A 19,580-nucleotide genomic window follows, 5' to 3' on the forward strand; every position below is an offset into this window, starting at 1 on the left:
CAACAGGCACAGACGATGACGTTCATTGTTTAAAGCGTTGTTGGCATTAGGGCTATCCGTTAGAAAAATTGCGAGTGATTTACGAGAATCTTCTCCGCAAACTGATGGATGTTAATTAAATTAAGGAGTTCAAATGTTTCACGATATACCGACTGTGATCCTGGATCGAATGTATTATTTAGAAAACAGAGATCAAGAAGAGATGCAGGGGAAAATAGATATTAAACATTATGATAAATTGCGTCAAATTCCACCTGAAACTGGTCGGTTTATTAGTTTACTTGCAGCGAGTGCACCTAATGGACAATGGGTGGAAATAGGTACAAGCGCAGGATATTCAACGTTGTGGTTAATTTTAGCATGCATGCAATTGAACAAGAAAATATCAACGTTTGAATTAGACCAACAAAAAATTGCATTAGCGAAGGAGACATTTGCATTGGCTCAAGTTGAGCAATATGTTGATTTAATTCCAGGTGATGTATTTGATCATTTGCCAAGTTATACAAATATCTCATTATGCTTCCTTGACACAGAAAAGGAGCTTTATGCCGATTGCTATGAAATTGCAATTTCTAATATGGTTTCTGGCGGAATTCTATTGGCAGATAATGTAGTTTCTCATCAAGCTGATCTTCAATCTATGATTGATCATGTAATTGCAGATCAGAGAGTCGATTCTTTAGTAGTCCCCATAGGGCAAGGTATTCTCTTATGCAGAAAAAGGTAACGGTTTGAATATCTTGTAAAAATGAGCGAATGACTAAAAACGTCCGGAAATTTCGATGGTTCCGGGCTAGAACCCCAATTTGTAGCCGTAAAAGCGTTAAGACGTTTCTGGGGTTCCGGCTTACAACCCCAGTTTACATAGGGATAAACATGAATGCCTAGCTTTACGGTGGCTCTTGCCTAACTTTCAACGCTTTGGCCAAGGAGTCACCTAAGGAAATCGGGGTTTGCAAAAGAACATCAATATCTAGTTTCTCGCATTCAATAAGGTATTTGACTGCAAACCAATATTTGAAGTATTCAAACTCATAACGGTCATATTGACTGGTTTTCCCTGATAGAACAGCTAGTCCCTCCTCGAGGCTCATGGTTGGGTTTCCTGCAATGTAATCGGCGTAACCTTCTTCTTTCCAAAGAAATCCCATAGGGGACCAATTTAATTCATCCGCTCTTGCAGTAAATGGGATTTTATTTTCAATCATAACATGAACAATTTCATGGGTGATTATTTGATCTAAGGCTCTGCTCGCTCCTGACGGTTTAAAACTTAAATTCGAACTAATATCACCCTTAGAAATAAAAATGTTCCTTATCAGGGGTCTTGTTATAGCAAATGGTTGAGCGGCAAACTGATAAGGCAATATATTGTGAATATTATAATTACTTCGAAGAAAAATCTTGACTGTAGGCTCTTGATTGTACAATGGAGATCGCTTGATTTTGAAATCCACCTTGTCAAGCAAGCTGTCCGCTTCCCTGGGAATGCGTTTATCCGAATACAAAATAAAATTTTTATATTTGAGTTTATAATCGAAATAATAAAGTTGTGGGTAGTAAAGAATGATTGCAGCAAACAATACAAGAACAACAATGGCTGAAACGAATTTAGCTATTTTTCTCATGCGAATTGGACTATACAAATGTGGTAATAATATAATCATCTGTTTAATTAATCAACATTTTTAATCAGACTGTCCTTTAAGAGAAACTTTATACATTTTACAGGAGAAACGGGTGCCTTTTAATATACTCAAAGACTGGTTGAACAAGGAAAAAGAACTCGGGGTTGAGGATCCTGCCTGTGCTGTGTTAAGCACTTGCAGTAGTTCTGGTGAACCCCATAGCCGAGTGGTTGCCATTCGCGAAATTGAGCCAGAGAGCCTTTTATTTTTTACGCAGCAAAAAACACGCAAGGTTGCCGAACTGTTAAAAACCCTAAATCCTGTTTGAATTTTTTATTTGCAAAGCAAAGCCGACAAGTTATTTTGGAAGGAACAGCAATACCCATTTCTGCAGAAGAAATGAGTGACGTGATCAAGTAAAAAACGATAGAAGCTGCGGGCTGACACAGCTATGAACTCTCTCAATATCAATGAGATGAAATAATCAAATTATCAGTTAATTGAAACGATGTCTATGAATCACACACATAACCCCAGTTAATCAGGCACTATGTTTTTAAATTATGCCTTTTTTCATTATTGGAGTAAAATGAACTTTTTCTAGTCCTGCTAAGTTCGTCAATGTGCTCTAAGAAATCGGATGCTTCCAGGTTTTTAAATAATTTCCATTTCATAACGCCCCCCAGATTAACCTGCTTTTATTCGGGTTGCTCAAGGAACCCTATTAACTCCCACACACTTTCAAAAAAATCAATAAGAAATTACGGCGAAATTATTAAGCTACAAGTTATAGAACACGATATTTTTTCAAGGTTAAAACCAAAAGAAGAAAAAAAATATTTTAAACCCTGCAACTTAGCTAAAGTTTCCACTTTCCCGGGATTCTGTTCATTTCACGACCATAGCATATTTAACGAGTTAGACAATTTTAATGGGATTGTTACTCCACAAATTGCATTGTTATCTCACTATCGAATGATTTGTTACGGCCTTTACATTATAGAAAAACAGCAGATCCAAGAGCAATTTTTACGCGAGAGCCAATTTATCGGTCACGCCTCTAAAAGAGCGAAGGAGATACACAGACGAATAATAAATGGTTTTTATCAAAGACGCCTTATGATGGCTAAACAGGAGTATTTATATAGAAAAACCGTTTGTGAAAATCTAATAGACTCAGGCAATTTTAATGAAATACAATTCATATGTTTACAGGGCAGCAATAAAGACCCTTTGTTCAATGGAAGGGCTGGAATATTTTTTCATGGGTTAAAACGCAGACTTCCTCTAAGATTTTTACCTCAAATGCCTTATATCACCTATTCTTCGTTACACAATGGAGATTTTTGCACCTTAATTTTCCACTATCTTTCTATCGACATGGAGTATAAGACAGATCTAAATGCTTTTTTAAACGATGATAATTTTAAAGGTAAGTTGGAACTGTTAATCTCGGCTCATAGCGATTTTTGTATATGGAAAACACCTATTTCTACCGAAGGTGAGCAGAATATTAGAGAAATTATTGATTTTTACCACTAATTCTCTCTCGGAAATGAACATGTCTACGCTTATGTTTTTAATTGCCAATTTATTTTATTAACAGCACTAATTTTATATTCAGGTGCTAAATGAGCATATCTTAATGTCATTTTTATATCAGAATGACCCAGTAACTCTCTGACAGTATTTAAATCAACTCCAGCCATAACCAATTTACTAGCAAAGTGATGACGCAAGTCATGCCATCTAAATTGTGAAATATTAGCTTGCTCTAAAAGTGAAGCCCAAGAGCGCTTGACGTGATTAAACGGCTGATTACCCTTGCTGGGAAAAATCAGCGTACTATCAGCAGCTTTGTTTTGATAAAGCTGTTTCAAAATACTGTATGCTTCGTCATTCAGTGGAATAAAACGAGAGCTGCTGTTTTTAGTGATTCCACCATCTATGAAAATGGATTTTGCAGAGAGGTCTATCATATCCCATGTTAGATTAAATAACTCCCCTCGTCTCAGGCCTGTATTAATAGAGAGTAGTACCATAGGCATCAAATAATCACAGAACTCCCCTTCCCCGAGCTCTGGGTACAAAGTATAGCCGCGAATTTTACGCCATTGATTTCCACTTTCCCTTTTATGCCTCAAGAGAGCTTCTCTATCTTGCAACGCTTGTCGTAAACGTGTTTCTTCCTCTACCGATAAATATCTTACTTTTGGGGAACGATCCACTTTGAATTGCTTTAAATTTCGTAGGGCGTTTTCTTTCAAAAATCCCCACTCTGTGGCTTTAGTAATAACAGATTTAAGCGTGGTAATGTTTCGGTTAACTGTCGCTTGCGCTGTTCCTTCATTCAAACGTTTAACCCGCCACTGTTCCAATAGAGCAGGGGTAATCTCATTAAGAGGCTTTGAATATAGCTTATTAAAACATCGATTAAGTGCTTCTATGGTTTCCCGCCCTCTTTTGTGATGAGATAATGCCCAGGGCTTGTACTCATTCTCAATGAACTCTTTTAAGGTATGTGCTTTATTAGCACCTTTTCGGGCAGTTGGTTCAATACCTTTGTTTGAATTACTTAATATCTCAATAGCCTTTTCTCTTGCTTGAGGCGCCGAGATCACCCCAACGGTACCGATATTAATCTTTTTTCCCCTTTTATATTGGCAAACATAGCGCATTGTTCCAGAAGGGAAGACTCTTATAAAAAATCCCTTCAAATCAATATCATGAACTTCATACTCCTTTTCTGCTGGCACTAATTTTTTTATAAGAGTATTGTTGATTTTTGCTTTCATCTATTTCTCTAACTTCTGAATTTGGACACCTTTTACCCGATAGCTTTCTAACATCTCAAGGGTGCAATGGGTTTTAAAAAATTCTACAAACTCAAACTCTCTTAAATAATTTCTTTTATGGGTAGAAATCCAGCCTATCGCTTTAAATATGTCATTGAATTTTCTACGCAATTCAGCAATACATTCCTGCGGTGTAGTAGCTTTTTTAAATTTCCATATGGGTTCATGATGAAATAACCGGTTTCTGATCAATCTGATTTCCTCAAATCGCTTTGATATATTTTTCCTGTCATCATCCCCTCTCGCATAATGAGGGAAAACAGAAGGTATCAAATCAGGCCACAGTCTATGAGGATTAAACTGATCGGTGTAAGTTTTTTGTTTTATTAAGGTGGTCCAAAAGCCGAATGTCAATGCAGCAACAATATCCGATGCAGAAACCTGCTCAAACCTTTTGGATAAATCCTTTTTAGTTTCTGCAAGAATAGATTTTGATTTGCCATCCTTTACAACAAAATCAAACCAGAACTCTGTTTGAAATTTCTGAGTTGCAGCATGGTGTATCGCATTACGCAATGCGATTTCCACAGAGTGTATGAAAGGGTACAATGCCTGAGATATCAGTAAATTCCAATGATAAGCGCCTATGATATTGGATTGGATTTGATCAGGGCATAATATTTCATAGCTCTTGAGACGATCCATTGATAAGACGTTTAAATACTCTTCCATCCCTTGCCCTTTTCTTTATTGACATATACCTATCAAATGGCTCATAATTACTCAGTAAGCTTTTAGGGATCCGTGAAAGCGCCCCTTTAAGCAGTTGACCAAGAACCACCTTCACGGTGGTTTTTTGGTTTATAGCCCCTCAAAATCTTCCGATACGCCCTGCACTATTTGACTCAATTTCCATTTAGAAACGTACCCCTCATCTTTCAGGGTGCATATAGGGTGCATTTTTATTATGGAATGTAGCATAATGGTGTATGAGTGTAAATTGAAAAACACGACAAAACCCTTTGTATATAAGGGGTTATTATTTATAGAAATGCATTGAGATACATAGGGGAATTATTTGATTTTGCCTTCGGGAGGCAGGGGTCGCAGGTTCAATTCCTGTCACTCGACCAATAAAATCAATAGGTTACGTTATTTACCTTGCATCAAACTTCACTTTTAAAGTGCATATAAAGTGCTAACTTATTGTATAAGTATGAGTAAAGTGTAAAACAAACGCTGTGACCATTTTGACTCGCAATCTCCTTCTTTATTATTTCACCATTCCCAGCACTTGATAAAGATATAGCCCCCCTGCTTAGTCAAGAAAACTCCATTCAGAAAGAAATAGAGTTCTTTAGGTCTAACAATTCGAATGCTATGGTTATAATGGTTTCCGATGACACCATGGAACCCATCTATTCAAAAGGCGATTTCGTTGGAGGAATTCAATACCTGAATACTACCGATATTGAAAAGTGTATCGGCCATGATTGTATAATTGAAATCAGCGAAGGAACCTACTTCCGGCGTTTAATGAAAAGAAAGAATGGTTTCGCACTTACCTGCCTAAACGCTCAAACAGAGATTGAAGACCCTGTAATTTTTTCTAAGAAGATATTGGCTGCTACTCTAATAATTTGGCATCGTTGGAAATTCAATACACCCCACCTAGATTGTTATAAGGTTAAAAAAGAGTTAAGACAAATTTACCAGTCAGCTCATTTTTTGTCTATAATGCCTCTATATTAACCACTTCATTCAGGTAAAACTTTATGTTATCCACTTATTTCAAATACCGTATTTTAGAATGTATCCCTGTCAAAGAAGCATCTTCAGAATTTGAAAAGGACAAAATATACAAGTTTAGATATGAGATTTATCATAATGAATATAAAATGATTGAGGAGAACTTTGATCATCAGAGAAAAATACTTAAAGATGTAATTGATGATAAAAAAAATTCAATTCTCACCTATACGACTTCCAAAAATAATCTTTCAAGCACATGCAGAGCATATTATTTAAATTGCAATGAGATATCTGAAGAAGAAAAGTTGAAGTATTATCTTCATGAATTACCCCTTCCCCCCAACCCACTAATCACTTTTGTAGAACGGTTAGCTGTAACAAGATCAAAACGCGGAAAATATCTCGCAGCCGCTCATGCCACCCATCTCGCAACACGATTGTTTCGTGACTTAAATAGTTATTTTACGTTTTCAAGTTGTTCACCTGGCTTACTGAAGCATTATATGCAACTTGGTTATCGACCCTATACAACTGAATTGTTACAGTTCGATGACAGAGTTGAAATACCCATTGTAGTAATGCCTGACATGGCGTTCTTAAAGAAAATAAAATCTATTCTTTACCATCCAATGAATAAATACTGCTCTAATTCGTTGAAAAGTACTTACAACAATTTCCGGCCTGAGGTATTAGAAAACTTTATGACCTCTACTAAAACGATTGATAATTTAGATTCAACTTTCTATACAAAATATAAAAAATCTTTTCTATATCATCTAAAAAAAGAAACTATTAATTTTATTATTAAAAATTGTTACTTTTTAAATCTTAGGAAAGGAATGATGTTATTCAGTGAAAAAGAGCATCACCAGGAGAAATTTATTATATTATCCGGCCACTTGAGCATATCTAAATTGGCAAAAACAATTATGCAAGCCCATCCTGGAGATATTGTAGGCGAATTTGGGACATACCATGATAATTATTTAAGATATACATCTGTAACGGCGCTGGAGGATTGTCAGCTAATGGTTATTCCTCGTGGCTTTGAAAAAAAATTATTCCGCTTTGATTCCTCTCTTTATATTAACTACATGGAATCTTATACAAAAAGCCTTTCACTCAGAGAGAGAAAATTAATCATTAATGTTCTTAATCAAAAGCAATATGCATGAGTGTTTAATAAATCGCTCATCTAAGAGGGTCATAGTTGTGGGTAACTATTCCATACTAGGCACGACCCTCTCCAGGTTTTTCTCGTTTCCACTTAATTTTGAGGCAACCATCTTAACCCAAACCACTTATTGAAGAATATCAAATATTACTGCCCGCAATTCACCCGCAGGCAGATAAAACCACCTTGCAGGTAATAGATGAGAGGAATTTGAAAACTATCCAGTTGAGTTTTATCTTGAAATGTGAAGCCTGACATGATTAAACATATTAATAGCCGATTAAGTGATTATTATCGCTTATTCGTGCTACATTAGAGCACCCCACTATCATCAAGTTGCAGCATCATTTTGCTATAAAGTTCAAATTCTACCTTGGCACATTGAAGCATATCCTGATAATCGCTTTCCTTTGTAACATTTTCATTAATTAATTCTTTTAACTCATCCATATGCCCTTGGTCAGCAATACCGTGACGTGCAAGATAAGTCAATGCTTCATCGGGCAAAGATAATTCAGATTGGAGAATCTCACTTGCTTGAGATGCAAATAACTGACTTAATCCCTCGATGACAAATGAATCTGCGAGAATTGACATTGGGTTCCCAATATAAGCAATATAATATAGCCATGCTACTAAACAATCTGCATGAACTGATTGCTTCCGTGTTTCCAAGGCGGAAGTATCGACTCCTAATACTTTTAAGTCATTGGCGATCCATTGATGGTGCCCATATTCATCAACTGCATGATTTAAAAGCCAAATGCGTACTTGTTTATTTTCCTCAGCTACTCTTGCTCCAGCCATAGCGTAGATTGTTGTGGCCATTCGCACATGTTGATAAGAATCTAACAGGAAATTAATATAGATATCTTTTAAACCATCTTTACCAACCACTTGCATTAGCGAGAGAAGATCATCTGGCCCACTAAGCAGACCTTTAATAAAGGGAACTGACATAAATTTTTGACGCGCCTCAGAAGACTCTTCTTGTAAACGTTCATACATACCCATAGTCACTCCTCATTAAAATAATTGTATATAAATATAGAGTATGAAATGAGTTAGTTCCAGGCACGTATCCGTAAACCAGATCTCTAAATACAAATACAATAAGGACATTTCAACTATCGAGTGTACACCCATAAGAACACCCATTCTTTGGCCGGTGGTTTTCAAAAATATGGCTTTTGATTATTCCCCAATTAATTTATATTCAGGGCCTAAATGAGCATACCTTAAAGTCATTTTTATATCAGAATGACCTAACAGCTCTCTGACAGTATTTAAATCAATGCCAGCCATAACCAATTTACTAGCAAAATGATGAGGTAGATCATGCCATCTAAATTGTATAATGTTGGATTGCTCTATATAGGCATATCATTTTTTTTCATTTATTTGGCCTAAAGAAAAAGCCTGAATTAACACTATATGGTGTGTCCAGGTTAATTGGTCAGCAGTGCCTGACCAAATTCACCATTTGGATAATTATGAGCAAAGTACTTCCTTGATATTTAGCCCTGGCATAAAACTGTGCCATTCTAAACTAGAAATTCCGGCACTCGCTACATTATCCCTATCTGTTCAGAGAAAAAATGACGTCATCAAGTCAAGATCCCTTTAAACACGCGACCCGGGACCCTTCTTGATTCACCGACCGCATTCGGGTTAGTTATCAAACTGATAGACTATAATAAACTATTATGGGAAGAGAAAATAAATGCTAAACATACACCCTAAAAAAATCAGAGCCATTCTTGAAGAAATCGAACGCTTCCAAGAAAAAGAAGATCAATATCCGAAGTTGACTACTGAAAAGGATACACCTTATATCCTCTCGGATCCTTGGTATCAAAGCACGCTTGGAACAATAAATAGTCTAACCCCTTCCCAACAGGCAACTTTGGTCGCATTAATGTATTTAGGGCATGGGGATTTTGAGAAAAATGAATGGAGCGATGCACTTAGCATAGCTCAAGAACAGCAAACAAAGCATATCGCACAATACTTACTGTCAGTTCCGAATGTAGTTAGTTACATTGAAAATGGCTTAAATATTTTGGGATTCATAGAGCGTTAATGAGGTGAGAAGTTAATTTGTTCATTCCCGCTATTGACGATAGTCATCCTGATTTGTAGAACATCGGGCTAAGAGTAATCTCCCACATCCCTGTGGAAGGTATGATCCTTCACACCATTTAAGACATCCATTGTCCGTACTCTTACTATTAATTATAGCATTGATTGATAAAATAGCTGAAATAACCCCCGAAATAACGCAATTAGGTGCCAAATTAATTGGCCAGGGCTTTACCCTGTATTTCGCCTAAATTCAATAAAGGTGCGTTTCAACAGGGGATGTTGAAACGCTGCAGGCAAGAACGGCACATGTCTATAAAACAGATACAGGAGAGTTTGTTAACGTTAACTTTTTATGGAATCACAGAATCAGTGAAGCCATATTGAATCAGATAGAAAAGGTATTAGAGTCACGAGTGCAACAACAAAATTCTTTCCGTTACTGACAACACTAGGGCGCGAGCGCTGTCTCTATGACGGGTTATAAAGCAACATATTATCCACTTACTCCAGGCGTATAATGGTCAAGTGCATCATCTATTCTGACGGGCCTGTCTGAAGAGAAATACGATTGAGAATATAGATAAGTCATTAATTCGTTCTGCTCATTAAGTTCTTGCTGCTCGATGACTATGTTGTGTTCCCCAAGCAAAATATACATAGTATCATCAATGCTATGCATACTTTGTGCATCATTTCCTTTTAATCTACTCTCTATATTCAATAAAGGAACGTTTTCGGGTACATCTTCCGTAAAAAGCTGAGGTAGTTTTCCAGAGCCGCCAAACAAAAAATAATCGCTGGATAAAATTGGCCCATAACTTTCAGTTATGGCTTTCAGAATTTGACTATGAACAATATGCATATTTTGCAGGGGAGAAATATGAGCTAACACTCTAAATTCAGTTAGAAATGTTTTACCGGAAATGATTAACACAAGACAATCACTAACTCCGATAGCGCATAAGGAATCTAAATCAAAATAAATTTGCGGTTTATCGATTACAAATTGATTTAGATTTCTAGGGTTTGCTTCATATACCTGGCACACTTTGTTGGGCGTTTGGATAGCAAAGCTATCCATTTCAACTATATACAATTTTTTTCCAACAAATTCCTCGAGTTTATAAAACTGATTGGTCAGATCGCTAATATCTTCCCTTGGAACTTTATAAATACTTTGAGGATTAGTGACATAATCATAGTATTCATCTGAAAATTTTGAAAAAAAATGTTTAATCGAGTTCAGACGCTCCAAGTCTTGTCTGGTCATTACATGATAATTTAAAAACTTTAGTTTCATTACAGTCATTACAATTTGTTCTAAATCATTGGTTGGTGAAATACCTAACATGTCGTAATAAGTCATGAATACTCTGTTCTTAATTGGCCTTAATAAGAGTATAGATGTTGTATACTGTTGATAATTAAACGCAGAGCCTCATTTAATATGGGCAATAACTTTACCTATTAGAGACGGATCAGACTCAAGGAGCCAAAAGCACCCATACTGGTAAGCTATGAATATATAACCGGCTGTTCCTGCGAAATGTTGAAGACGCGGCAGACGCCATTATCGAGACGACGAAACAGCACCTTTGAATGGGTGGCTCCCTATTTTGGCGGCCACTCAGCCGGTTTACTGAAATCAATATTCCTTATATTTTAGGAATTTACCGCTTAACTTTATTGATACTCGATCACCTGCCGGGTCAGGTTCGCGTTGCAAATCCATCTTAAAATCAATAGCACTCATGATGCCATCACCAAACTCTTCCTGAATTAGTTCTTTAAATGTGGTGCCATAAACACTCACTAGTTCATAAAAACGATAGATTAGGGGATCGGTTGGAACGGCTGTTGGCAAAGAACCGCGATGAGGTACTGTTTGCAATATCGCCAAAGCTTCTTTGGGTAAGTCAAATAATTTGACCACTGTTTCTGCTTGCGCAGCATTAAATGTCATTTGCCCAAGGCAGCCTGCGGTAACCCACTCTTTGCTGCCGCCAACTGCTTTAGCTACCTCCGACCAACGCAGCTTCTTTTGTACTCGTGCAGCTAAGATCAACTTCGTTATTGTTGCTCTGTCCATGGTTTTCCTTATTAGTTAGTTTTTGCTAAAGCTTGCAAATATTGATTCATAAATTCCAGCCATTTTAAATACATCTATAAGCAAGGCTTAGTGAAAGTACTAAAAAATAATTAGAGCTTAAGTTTTGTCGGACCAGGTTCTTCCTTTATAGGAGGTTTCATTTCCTCCACTATTTCATTTAATAATGATACCAAACCCGGATTATACTTCTCCGCATACTGTATGGGTGTTTTACCTTTATTATCGGCAATATGAAGTTCATCACCTGTTTCTATAAAGGGTTTAAGCATTTCTTTTAATTCAGCTTCTGATTTTTCTAGCCAGTTGAAAGGGTGCTGCTTTAGTAGTACATGCAGTGGAGTCATTCCTTTATCATTAGGTACTGTCGGTTTTACCCCTAGCTGAATGAGTTCTAGTAAAAAATTATAAGTTTTATTAAACTGATCTGCATAACCTTTGATAGACTGCTTCCTATACTCTTGTTCCAGATTAACACCTCTATCTAATCCCTGATGCAGATATTTAAACTGTTGCGCCGCAGATGTAGCTTTATTCGCGGCTGGGAGCATGTTTACTGCTAGATGTATTAAACTATTCTCGTTGGAGTCAATGGCATTTAAATCGGCACCATTGTCACGTAAAATTTCAAGAACGACAAGCATCTCATTAAATGATCGATTTCCTTTTGCATATAAACCAATAGAAAGTAATTGATCATACCAGGGGCGTTCTGTGGTGCCTGTAAAAGAAGGATATTGGATAGGTGATTTATCTACATGAGGAATAAGTAAACTAACAACCTCGTGATTATTTGCCGCTACAGCATTGTATAAGGCAGACCGATTTTTACAATCACCAACATCAGCCTCCCTTTCGATTAAAAGTTTAATAATTGCCGATACTTCTAGAGGCTTATCTGAACGCTTCGCGATAATCTCAAGTGCTGTATGTCCCGCACCATTGCGTTTATTAACATCGATATTTGGGTAAGAAAGTAATCGCTTTATTGCATCTATATCTGCTTTTTTAGCAGCAATATGAATCGGCGCATCGCCTTTCTCATTGAGCGCATTCACGTCATATAACAATGATAAAAATTCAACTAAATCTGGATGATCTCTTTCACAAAGCTTTATAGCTTCCTTTAGAGTCGGTTTTTCCATTTGTGGATGTGACGCTAGTAAACGAGCGATATCGAGATGATCATTGCTAATTGCTAATATTAAAGCGGGTTCATAGGCATAGTTTTGCTTTACTTCATTTGGATTACATCCGGCTTGAAGTCTGGTTTTTAGCAGTTCAATATCTCCATATTCAGCCAAACAAGCTATCGATTGCAAATAAGCTATTCCGTCGTTGGCAACGAGAATGCCCCCTCTTAACTCTGCAATTTTTTCAATGTTTTTAATGATTGCAGTCCTGCGTTCACCAGGAAGATTATAAATTCCATTTATTGTCAGCAATGAATTCTCAGGCTTAGGATGGTTTTGACGTAATTGATCGAGCCTTACAGGAACTCCCTGAACTGAGACAGCAAATAAGCAAAGATTATTTAACTCGAGTGGATAAAAAACATTATATGAAGGAAAATCGCTACCTGCTGCATAATCAAAAAGAATATTAGCAATTTGTTGGTATTCTTCACGCCCACCAGCCCATTGACCATATCTATCGTATGCAAGATTAATAGCCTCCTCTACAGAAGCCCCTGCGTTTATCAATGATTCGACAATTTGCTTGTTTCCTAACAATGCTGCTTCGTAGAGCACGGAGGGACTAGGTTTTGCTCCCATTGAAAGCAAGTAATCGACAATATCTGCACTGCCTTGCTTTATTGCTTCATCAAGCCCAATTCGTCTTACATCATATTGCTTGCCAAACTCATAGTCTTTTGCGGACTCTACTATGAGTTGAACAGTTGCTAAATCTTTTGTCTGCACAGCATAGTGAATTATCCAGTGCTGATGGTTAGCATTTTGTGGATCCGGCACTTGCTGTATTGGGTCAAAGTACTGTAGATGGTCTTGAATCGCGCGATAATCTTTATTTAAGACGGCATCTCTAAATGATTCTAAGGTAATGGACTTGAGGGCCTCTCTCTTTACCATATCACACATGGCTGAGCAGCGGCTGAGATGGACAATTAAATTGCTGGTATGATCTGATTTTTTTAAGATGGCATTGTGCTTCTGCTTATCTACAAGCGCTTTAATCTCATCAATTGAGGTTGCATCCCCAATCTTATCTATAAGCAGTTTGGCATACTCCACTTTGGTTGCGGTTAATGCCCGATCTCGAAAATAGCGGGTAGTCAAGGACTCAGAAAACTTACCTTGCACTAAAGATCCTCTTGAATCAATATAGCGGGTTAGCTCTCTGATACAACTTTCTTTAAGATTATCAAGGCTGAGCTCTCTTTCATTCAGTAATATTTTTTTACCTTTACAACTGCATCTGCCAATTTATCTTTTGTCCAGAATGAAATACTTGGTAATGGTTTTTGAGAGCGACTATCGCTTGAGAACACGTGGTCAGCAAATTCTTTGGCCAAATCTAATTCTGAATTTGGTTCCAAGCCGAATCGTAAATCGCGTTCACTGTTATATCCGTCAGCCAGTATTTTCGCCACAGTGGGATTAGCTTTTAAAAAGCTGGCATCAAACATGTCCGGCCTCTTTTCCTTCATGAATAGTAAAGCCTTAACAGTATCCATACTTTCTGGAATTTTTTTTCTCAATCCAGAGAGCCAATGATTGAAACGAGCACCCTGTTGTTCCCATGTTTCACTGCTTATTATGCTGTTTCTGCGCTTTCCTTTGCTGCTAACTTTGTCTTCCTCTTCTTTTTCCAGCAGCAAAGCCATACCAACATCTATGCAAACGGTTTGCCCCTCGGCAGTGGTTATAAAGTTGAAGGGGGCAGCATCAATGATAATACGCCCTGTACGATTGAAAATATCAATAACAGCAGTACTGATTTCTCTATCAGTAGCCTGGCGACCTTTTATGTATGGGCAGGTCCAGCCTCTGCCGAGGGGTTCTAGCTTATGGACTTCAGCAGCTGGCTTAATATGGGAGTTTATTTCATTCCATATTCTCACAGCACGTTCCGGTGTATCAGTGGCCTGACCTGCACTTTGAGGCTTTTTGAATACCAGAGTTTCTTCATCATTGACATAAGCTGTATTGAAAGCACCCTCACCCAGTTTCTTCCAGGGCATATCATTCTCAATTATCCACTTTGCTTAATTCTAGACCATAGGCAACCATTGATTCAATCTGACTCCTGGAGCCTCTGTTCACCTAAGAAATCCAGTTAAATGGCTATACTGTATATATCCTGAATGACAGAAAATAATCATCATGCTAATAAATGAATTCATTGAGCGTAATTATCAGTTAAGTTATTTGTGGTTCAACCCCTTTGTTGGGCCCTTGGCCTGAGGGATCAACTTATTTTAATGAGGAGCATGTTTATTGCTCCTTTAAAATTAATGCCCAATCAATATCAAAGTTTATTTTTTTCCTAATAATCTGGCACCCAAGATAAAAGAAAGACAAGACACGTCGGTGTTTATAAGAGTTTGCTTGAAAATCATAATGCAAGTTTAACCGTTCTGCGGTGGAACCAGTGAGCCAAGCGACGAGGCTGGCTAAAGCACCAAGCATGAACCAAACGACGTAACGCTCTGGTTTTATAGTGATGTTTTTATCGAAACTTAAAGGCCCACAGCACTTACTGAAGATATTTACCTACTTCCCTTTGCTGTACACAACCGAGGGACGTAGGCGCTAAGAGCAGACTCTGTTTTCAGATGTCTAGATACCATGACTTCGCGGGAAGGACTATTTAATATACAATTGAGCTTAGCTCAATAGCAGTACCCTAGGGGGAGCTTGGAGATACCACAGGATTGGCTGCTTCAGTCATTTTTCTTTTTTTGCTTGATTGCTCGCCAAAAATTCCTGCAGAGCTTACGCCTGTCTCCCTTAATGCCTCTATTGCTTCAGCTTTCCGCTTAGCTTCTTCATTTTCCTTTTTATAAGCACGCAATTCTGCACACTCCTGCTTTAACTGATACATTTCTTCTGCCAGCTTAATTAAAGCTGAAGCGGAAGGAAGGTTGTTAATATTAGGAGCTCCTCTTTTACCCGACAATTCGTGAAAAAGCATATCTACCCTCTTCTGGTCAACCACTGGTTGTGGCTTATAACCGAGAGCGACTGTAAATCGTTCCACATCAAGTTCACGGCTATTGCCTTGCGTGTCTAATATTTCCAGTTTCCTCATTTGAGCTTCGTGATAATAGGGACTCTCCATAGTGATAACCTCATGCATTTCATAAAGCGTATCGATAGACAGGTTTGTTTCACTTCCCAAAGTTATGAGCTGATTAAAAAAATAATCAGCAATTTCCCAAACAAAAATATGGCATCCCTTACTTTCGGCCCTTTTTAATTGTTCAAGCGCCTCTTCTGTTTTACCGCTTTCAAATAAACCTAGCACTTCGTCAGGTGAGGGTTTGAGTTCCAGGAAATCATAGATTTCTTTTTTTAACTCCTCCAGTGCTTCATTATCATCGAGTATATGAATAAAATAATCTAAATTACTCTCATTTTCCGTATCAAGTGTAACCTCCCAACGGGGCTCCGGGAAGGACGGCATTGAATGATAAACTCTGTAACCGAGCTTCTGTTCCAGCTCTTGAGTAGTCATCTTATGCCGAGGATGTATAATTAAACTGCCTTCATGAGAACCAAAAATTGTATAACTTATATACAAAACAGGATCTTTTGTTGTTTCAGAAATTATAGTTTTTCCAAGCATTATCTGCTTATGGTCATGCTGATATTCTCTATGAAAATGCCGCTCGTTTTCATTTTCATCATCAGGGCTATCACTCTCATTAACAAGTTGCCATTTCGTAAGTTTTACAACGCCCTCCGGAAACAAATCTTCAATTTCTTTCCGTCTCGCTTTACGCAAATTATTTAAACCACAAGCCCTTAGGTCCAGTTCTTTAATGCTCTCCCCGAATGTTTGTGCGATAGCCTCTGCAATACGATACACATTCTCAAATCCCAATTTTCCCAAATTGGAAAAACAAAAACTGATTGCTTTAGTTTGCTCAGGCAATTTCTTTATTATTTCAAGTAAATTATTGATTTCATCGGTGCTATTTTGCAGTTCATTAAAATCTGAGTCTTGAAATAAAACCGAATCAATTTGTTTAAATTCCAGGGAAATTTTTTGATAGTTCAATAACTGTTCCCTAATTGGAAGAACTGATATTCCAGCTTCAATTTTAATAAACAGTTTACCTTTCTGAGAGTTTTCTTCCCCTGGTTTAGAAACAGATAAAATATCATCGTGGTTTGATAAAATAATCTCAGTTCCTGTTAACTTAATCTTCTTCATTAAAAATTCCCCTCATAAGCATTCACAAAACAGGATTAAATTTTATCAGTTTATACAATTTTTGATTAGACGGGAGTTCGGACACTATTTCTAACTATTTGGAATGGATATCGAAATTTGATATAAATCGATTCAAGTGTTAAAGTATTGACCTGTTTATATCAATTTTTGCCTTTAAATATTAGCGCTGAATACTTACCTATGATTGATCAAGAACTATTAGACCGAATTGCTCGAAATGACCCAGCCCTGACCTCTATAAAAGAGAATGGTTTTATAATAAAGGATGAGGATGCGCAAAATCTCGCTCAGGCACTTCATACTAATACCAGCCTGACTGAGATGGATCTTGCTCTTAACAACATCGGTGCCGAAGGGGCGCGGAGCTTGGCCAGAGAGCTTGAAACCAATACAAGCCTGACCACTATTAACCTTGGCGGTAATCAGCTATGTGACCAAGGGACGCAAAGTTTCGCTGAGATGCTCGAAATTAATCAAAGCCTGACTGACATTAGTCTCTTCTGTAATTTCATTTGCGCTCCGGGGGGTCGGTGGCTGGGAGATGCACTCGCCATCAATAATACCCTAAAGTCCCTTGACCTTCGGGAAAACCATCTTGGTGTTGAAGGTGCAGAGTTTCTGGCGGAAGGCCTCAAAAGGAATACTGGCCTGACCTCCATTAATCTTTATGATAACTCAATCCTGGATAAGGGTGCCTCGATAGTCGCCAAACTGCTTGAAACCAATACCCCGCTAAGCTTCATTGGCCTTGGCGGTAATCAAATTGGTGTTGATGGTATCCGGGAGCTGGCTAAAGCATTCAAAATCAATACACGCCTGACCTCCATGAGTCTTTATGGTAATAAGATTGATGTTGAGGCTGCGCAGTATCTAGCGGAAGGATTGAAAAACAACACTGGCTTGATCAGTATCCAGCTTGGCGCTAATCAAATTGGGGCTGCCGGTGCCGCGCATCTTGCAAAAGCACTTGAGACCAATAATAGTCTGACCTCCATTGACCTTTTTAATAATTCAATCCGGGATGCCGGGATGCAAAGCCTTGCTAATGCCCTTAAAACCAATAAAGTGCTGACGTCCCTTGGGCTAAACCATAATCAAATTAGCTCAAATGGGGTACGAAGCCTTGTTGAAGCACTTAAGTCTAATACCACTCTAAGCTCCGTCAATCTTTACCAAAATGACATTGATGATGCCGGAGCGCAAAGTCTCGCTGAACTACTTAAAACCAACACCAGTATTACCTCATTAGATCTTGGCCACAATAGAATCGGTACTGTCGGAGTGCATAGCCTGGCAGAAGCACTCGAAACCAATACTAGTGTGATATATCTAAATCTTGTTGGTAATGGAGTTCGGGGGCCTATACTTCAACGTATTAATACGGCCTTGGAAAGAAACAAAAAAATCAAAGCACTCTTTGATGAGGGTCAACAGGCCCTGACTGCCACAACTAAAGAAATTGAAGAATTTCTAAATGGCACAATGGATTACAAAGATAATCTTAATGGGCTGGCGGATTTAATCAGCAAGAATTTACAGGAGCTTGAAACACTTTATCCCGAAAGCAGGCAACTTCACAACTTGCGCGCTCAATGGTTTGAATTCAGGCTTCAACATTTTTTTAATTACGATCTGGCTTCATCAGTGAGGGAGTTTAAGCAATTAACCCTCACCCAATCGTCGTTGCCGTATTATCAAACATTTTTAACCGACATGATTGTGGCATATAAATGCAGACTGGGAGCTCCCCCGCAAGATAATAATGCCCCGGAGACCTCTGATTTCAGTGATCAGGAATTGATTGAACTATGTCTGCTCGACCCATCACTAAGGCCAAATATTCTGGCTGAAAGCCTGGCTAATTATTTCAAACTTGACCAGGATGATGTGTGGGTTTACAGCTTACCAGAGGTTTTAACAGCATTGGAAACCCTACCGCTTGAAGAAGGATGCGAACAGAATAATTTACGGCTCAAAGTATTGGGCATCTGCCGTTCTGCTAATTCTCAGTTAAACTTTAAAACTGCTAAAGAGATCAATGAACATCTGCTTCAGGAGATTGCCTTTATTTCAGATCTGAAAGAGAGAAAGATGGCTTATTATAATGAACTTAATAAAATTGTTGATAACTTAAGCCCAGAACTAAGAAAAGAGTTGGCAATGCTGCTTTTAAATTCTCCCGATCACCTCTTAAAAAAAGAAAGGCATTTTTTCCGATCCCAGGATTATTCCAATCAGACATTCACTATGCATAAAATCGTCGCAAGCTTATTAACTAATGTGAATAAAACAGCCTCCAATGAGGTTCACATTGAGGAGCATACTCTATCACGGCATGTGACACAGTGTTTTTAAATATAATTTGTCTGGGCGCTTTCGCCCGACATTTTCCTTTGCCTTCGTATAAAACGGCATTCTTATTGGACAGTTTCTAAACCATCTTATTCGCTGGATTTTGGTGAAAAATGAAACGTCGGGCGAAAGCGCCCATAGCCGTCAGGCTAAGGAAAATATTTTTGTTTAACAGATTGAATAAATTGAAAAAAGAGCTAGAGTACCCTTTAAATTTTTTCCGGGCAGGAATAAACAAAGGGACTCTATGCTGTTGGATACCA

17 protein-coding genes are annotated in these 19,580 nt (G+C 37.9%); 7 read left to right on the forward strand and 10 right to left on the reverse strand.

Annotated elements, in window-relative coordinates:
• Positions 1 to 133 precede the first annotated feature (133 nt).
• Complete coding sequence (locus B1207_RS15295; RefSeq protein WP_112220749.1) at positions 134 to 730, forward strand: O-methyltransferase; 597 nt, start codon at positions 134 to 136, stop codon at positions 728 to 730.
• A 163-nt stretch (positions 731 to 893) separates the two neighbouring features.
• Here the strand turns inward: B1207_RS15295 and B1207_RS15300 are convergent, their stop codons facing one another.
• Positions 894 to 1,631 (reverse strand): hypothetical protein, encoded by a 738-nt coding sequence (locus B1207_RS15300; RefSeq protein ID WP_146740083.1) that lies wholly within the window; start codon positions 1,629 to 1,631, stop codon positions 894 to 896.
• A gap of 112 nt (positions 1,632 to 1,743) precedes the next feature.
• Between B1207_RS15300 and B1207_RS15305 the strand changes: the two genes are divergently transcribed.
• The gene (locus tag B1207_RS15305; protein ID WP_253255892.1) at positions 1,744 to 1,959 is read left to right on the forward strand and encodes a pyridoxamine 5'-phosphate oxidase family protein; all 216 of its coding nucleotides are present in this window, start codon (positions 1,744 to 1,746) and stop codon (positions 1,957 to 1,959) included.
• A gap of 293 nt (positions 1,960 to 2,252) precedes the next feature.
• The gene (locus B1207_RS15310; protein ID WP_253255893.1) at positions 2,253 to 3,173 is read left to right on the forward strand and encodes a hypothetical protein; all 921 of its coding nucleotides are present in this window, start codon (positions 2,253 to 2,255) and stop codon (positions 3,171 to 3,173) included.
• A 29-nt stretch (positions 3,174 to 3,202) separates the two neighbouring features.
• Here the strand turns inward: B1207_RS15310 and B1207_RS15315 are convergent, their stop codons facing one another.
• Both B1207_RS15315 and B1207_RS15320 read right to left on the reverse strand, forming a co-directional pair.
• Positions 3,203 to 4,426, reverse strand: coding sequence for a site-specific integrase (locus B1207_RS15315; RefSeq protein WP_112220751.1), 1,224 nt, complete (start codon positions 4,424 to 4,426; stop codon positions 3,203 to 3,205).
• Positions 4,427 to 5,158, reverse strand: coding sequence for an Abi family protein (locus B1207_RS15320; protein ID WP_112220752.1), 732 nt, complete (start codon positions 5,156 to 5,158; stop codon positions 4,427 to 4,429).
• A gap of 657 nt (positions 5,159 to 5,815) precedes the next feature.
• Between B1207_RS15320 and B1207_RS15325 the strand changes: the two genes are divergently transcribed.
• Both B1207_RS15325 and B1207_RS15330 read left to right on the forward strand, forming a co-directional pair.
• On the forward strand, positions 5,816 to 6,178 hold the full coding sequence (locus tag B1207_RS15325) for a hypothetical protein (RefSeq protein ID WP_146740084.1): 363 nt from the start codon (positions 5,816 to 5,818) through the stop codon (positions 6,176 to 6,178).
• A gap of 23 nt (positions 6,179 to 6,201) precedes the next feature.
• Positions 6,202 to 7,353 carry a Crp/Fnr family transcriptional regulator gene (locus B1207_RS15330; RefSeq protein ID WP_112220754.1) on the forward strand — a complete coding sequence of 384 codons (1,152 nt, stop codon included), beginning with the start codon at positions 6,202 to 6,204 and terminating at the stop codon, positions 7,351 to 7,353.
• Positions 7,354 to 7,664: 311 nt separating this feature from the next.
• On the opposite strand, the gene B1207_RS15335 is transcribed toward B1207_RS15330, so the two are convergent.
• Both B1207_RS15335 and B1207_RS15340 read right to left on the reverse strand, forming a co-directional pair.
• Positions 7,665 to 8,366 carry an iron-containing redox enzyme family protein gene (locus tag B1207_RS15335; protein WP_112220755.1) on the reverse strand — a complete coding sequence of 234 codons (702 nt, stop codon included), beginning with the start codon at positions 8,364 to 8,366 and terminating at the stop codon, positions 7,665 to 7,667.
• A 180-nt stretch (positions 8,367 to 8,546) separates the two neighbouring features.
• Positions 8,547 to 8,726: a tyrosine-type recombinase/integrase gene (locus B1207_RS15340; RefSeq protein WP_367379941.1), complete on the reverse strand. Its 180-nt coding sequence runs from the start codon at positions 8,724 to 8,726 to the stop codon at positions 8,547 to 8,549.
• A 349-nt stretch (positions 8,727 to 9,075) separates the two neighbouring features.
• Between B1207_RS15340 and B1207_RS15345 the strand changes: the two genes are divergently transcribed.
• Positions 9,076 to 9,435 carry a DUF3775 domain-containing protein gene (locus B1207_RS15345; RefSeq protein ID WP_112220756.1) on the forward strand — a complete coding sequence of 120 codons (360 nt, stop codon included), beginning with the start codon at positions 9,076 to 9,078 and terminating at the stop codon, positions 9,433 to 9,435.
• 495 nt (positions 9,436 to 9,930) lie between these two features.
• On the opposite strand, the gene B1207_RS15350 is transcribed toward B1207_RS15345, so the two are convergent.
• The 5 genes from B1207_RS15350 to B1207_RS15370 form a co-directional block, all read right to left on the reverse strand.
• Positions 9,931 to 10,803: a hypothetical protein gene (locus tag B1207_RS15350; RefSeq protein ID WP_146740085.1), complete on the reverse strand. Its 873-nt coding sequence runs from the start codon at positions 10,801 to 10,803 to the stop codon at positions 9,931 to 9,933.
• 279 nt (positions 10,804 to 11,082) lie between these two features.
• Positions 11,083 to 11,526: a cyanase gene (cynS, locus tag B1207_RS15355; protein WP_112220758.1), complete on the reverse strand. Its 444-nt coding sequence runs from the start codon at positions 11,524 to 11,526 to the stop codon at positions 11,083 to 11,085.
• A gap of 110 nt (positions 11,527 to 11,636) precedes the next feature.
• On the reverse strand, positions 11,637 to 13,865 hold the full coding sequence (locus B1207_RS15360) for an ankyrin repeat domain-containing protein (protein ID WP_112220759.1): 2,229 nt from the start codon (positions 13,863 to 13,865) through the stop codon (positions 11,637 to 11,639).
• A gap of 83 nt (positions 13,866 to 13,948) precedes the next feature.
• Complete coding sequence (locus B1207_RS15365; RefSeq protein ID WP_112220760.1) at positions 13,949 to 14,746, reverse strand: hypothetical protein; 798 nt, start codon at positions 14,744 to 14,746, stop codon at positions 13,949 to 13,951.
• Between the two features lie 665 nt (positions 14,747 to 15,411).
• Positions 15,412 to 16,944, reverse strand: a complete 1,533-nt coding sequence (locus B1207_RS15370) for a hypothetical protein (protein ID WP_112220761.1) — start codon at positions 16,942 to 16,944, stop codon at positions 15,412 to 15,414.
• Positions 16,945 to 17,145: 201 nt separating this feature from the next.
• Between B1207_RS15370 and B1207_RS15375 the strand changes: the two genes are divergently transcribed.
• Positions 17,146 to 19,320 carry a hypothetical protein gene (locus B1207_RS15375; protein WP_146740086.1) on the forward strand — a complete coding sequence of 725 codons (2,175 nt, stop codon included), beginning with the start codon at positions 17,146 to 17,148 and terminating at the stop codon, positions 19,318 to 19,320.
• Positions 19,321 to 19,580 lie beyond the last annotated feature (260 nt).

The sequence above is a fragment of the Legionella quinlivanii genome (assembly GCF_003265995.1).
GTDB lineage: Bacteria > Pseudomonadota > Gammaproteobacteria > Legionellales > Legionellaceae > Legionella_C > Legionella_C quinlivanii_A.

What these genes read in the sequence shown, in the direction of transcription:
- B1207_RS15335 (WP_112220755.1), bottom strand. Translation starts at nt 8,366, where the DNA reads ATGGGTATGTATGAACGTTTACAAGAAGAGTCTTCTGAGGCGCGTCAA.
- B1207_RS15375 (WP_146740086.1), top strand. Translation starts at nt 17,146, where the DNA reads ATGATTGATCAAGAACTATTAGACCGAATTGCTCGAAATGACCCAGCC.
- B1207_RS15315 (WP_112220751.1), bottom strand. Translation starts at nt 4,426, where the DNA reads ATGAAAGCAAAAATCAACAATACTCTTATAAAAAAATTAGTGCCAGCA.
- B1207_RS15320 (WP_112220752.1), bottom strand. Translation starts at nt 5,158, where the DNA reads ATGGAAGAGTATTTAAACGTCTTATCAATGGATCGTCTCAAGAGCTAT.
- B1207_RS15350 (WP_146740085.1), bottom strand. Translation starts at nt 10,803, where the DNA reads ATGACTTATTACGACATGTTAGGTATTTCACCAACCAATGATTTAGAA.
- B1207_RS15300 (WP_146740083.1), bottom strand. Translation starts at nt 1,631, where the DNA reads ATGAGAAAAATAGCTAAATTCGTTTCAGCCATTGTTGTTCTTGTATTG.
- B1207_RS15330 (WP_112220754.1), top strand. Translation starts at nt 6,202, where the DNA reads ATGTTATCCACTTATTTCAAATACCGTATTTTAGAATGTATCCCTGTC.
- B1207_RS15325 (WP_146740084.1), top strand. Translation starts at nt 5,816, where the DNA reads ATGGTTTCCGATGACACCATGGAACCCATCTATTCAAAAGGCGATTTC.
- B1207_RS15370 (WP_112220761.1), bottom strand. Translation starts at nt 16,944, where the DNA reads ATGAAGAAGATTAAGTTAACAGGAACTGAGATTATTTTATCAAACCAC.
- B1207_RS15295 (WP_112220749.1), top strand. Translation starts at nt 134, where the DNA reads ATGTTTCACGATATACCGACTGTGATCCTGGATCGAATGTATTATTTA.
- B1207_RS15365 (WP_112220760.1), bottom strand. Translation starts at nt 14,746, where the DNA reads ATGCCCTGGAAGAAACTGGGTGAGGGTGCTTTCAATACAGCTTATGTC.
- B1207_RS15310 (WP_253255893.1), top strand. Translation starts at nt 2,253, where the DNA reads ATGTGCTCTAAGAAATCGGATGCTTCCAGGTTTTTAAATAATTTCCAT.
- B1207_RS15345 (WP_112220756.1), top strand. Translation starts at nt 9,076, where the DNA reads ATGCTAAACATACACCCTAAAAAAATCAGAGCCATTCTTGAAGAAATC.
- cynS (WP_112220758.1), bottom strand. Translation starts at nt 11,526, where the DNA reads ATGGACAGAGCAACAATAACGAAGTTGATCTTAGCTGCACGAGTACAA.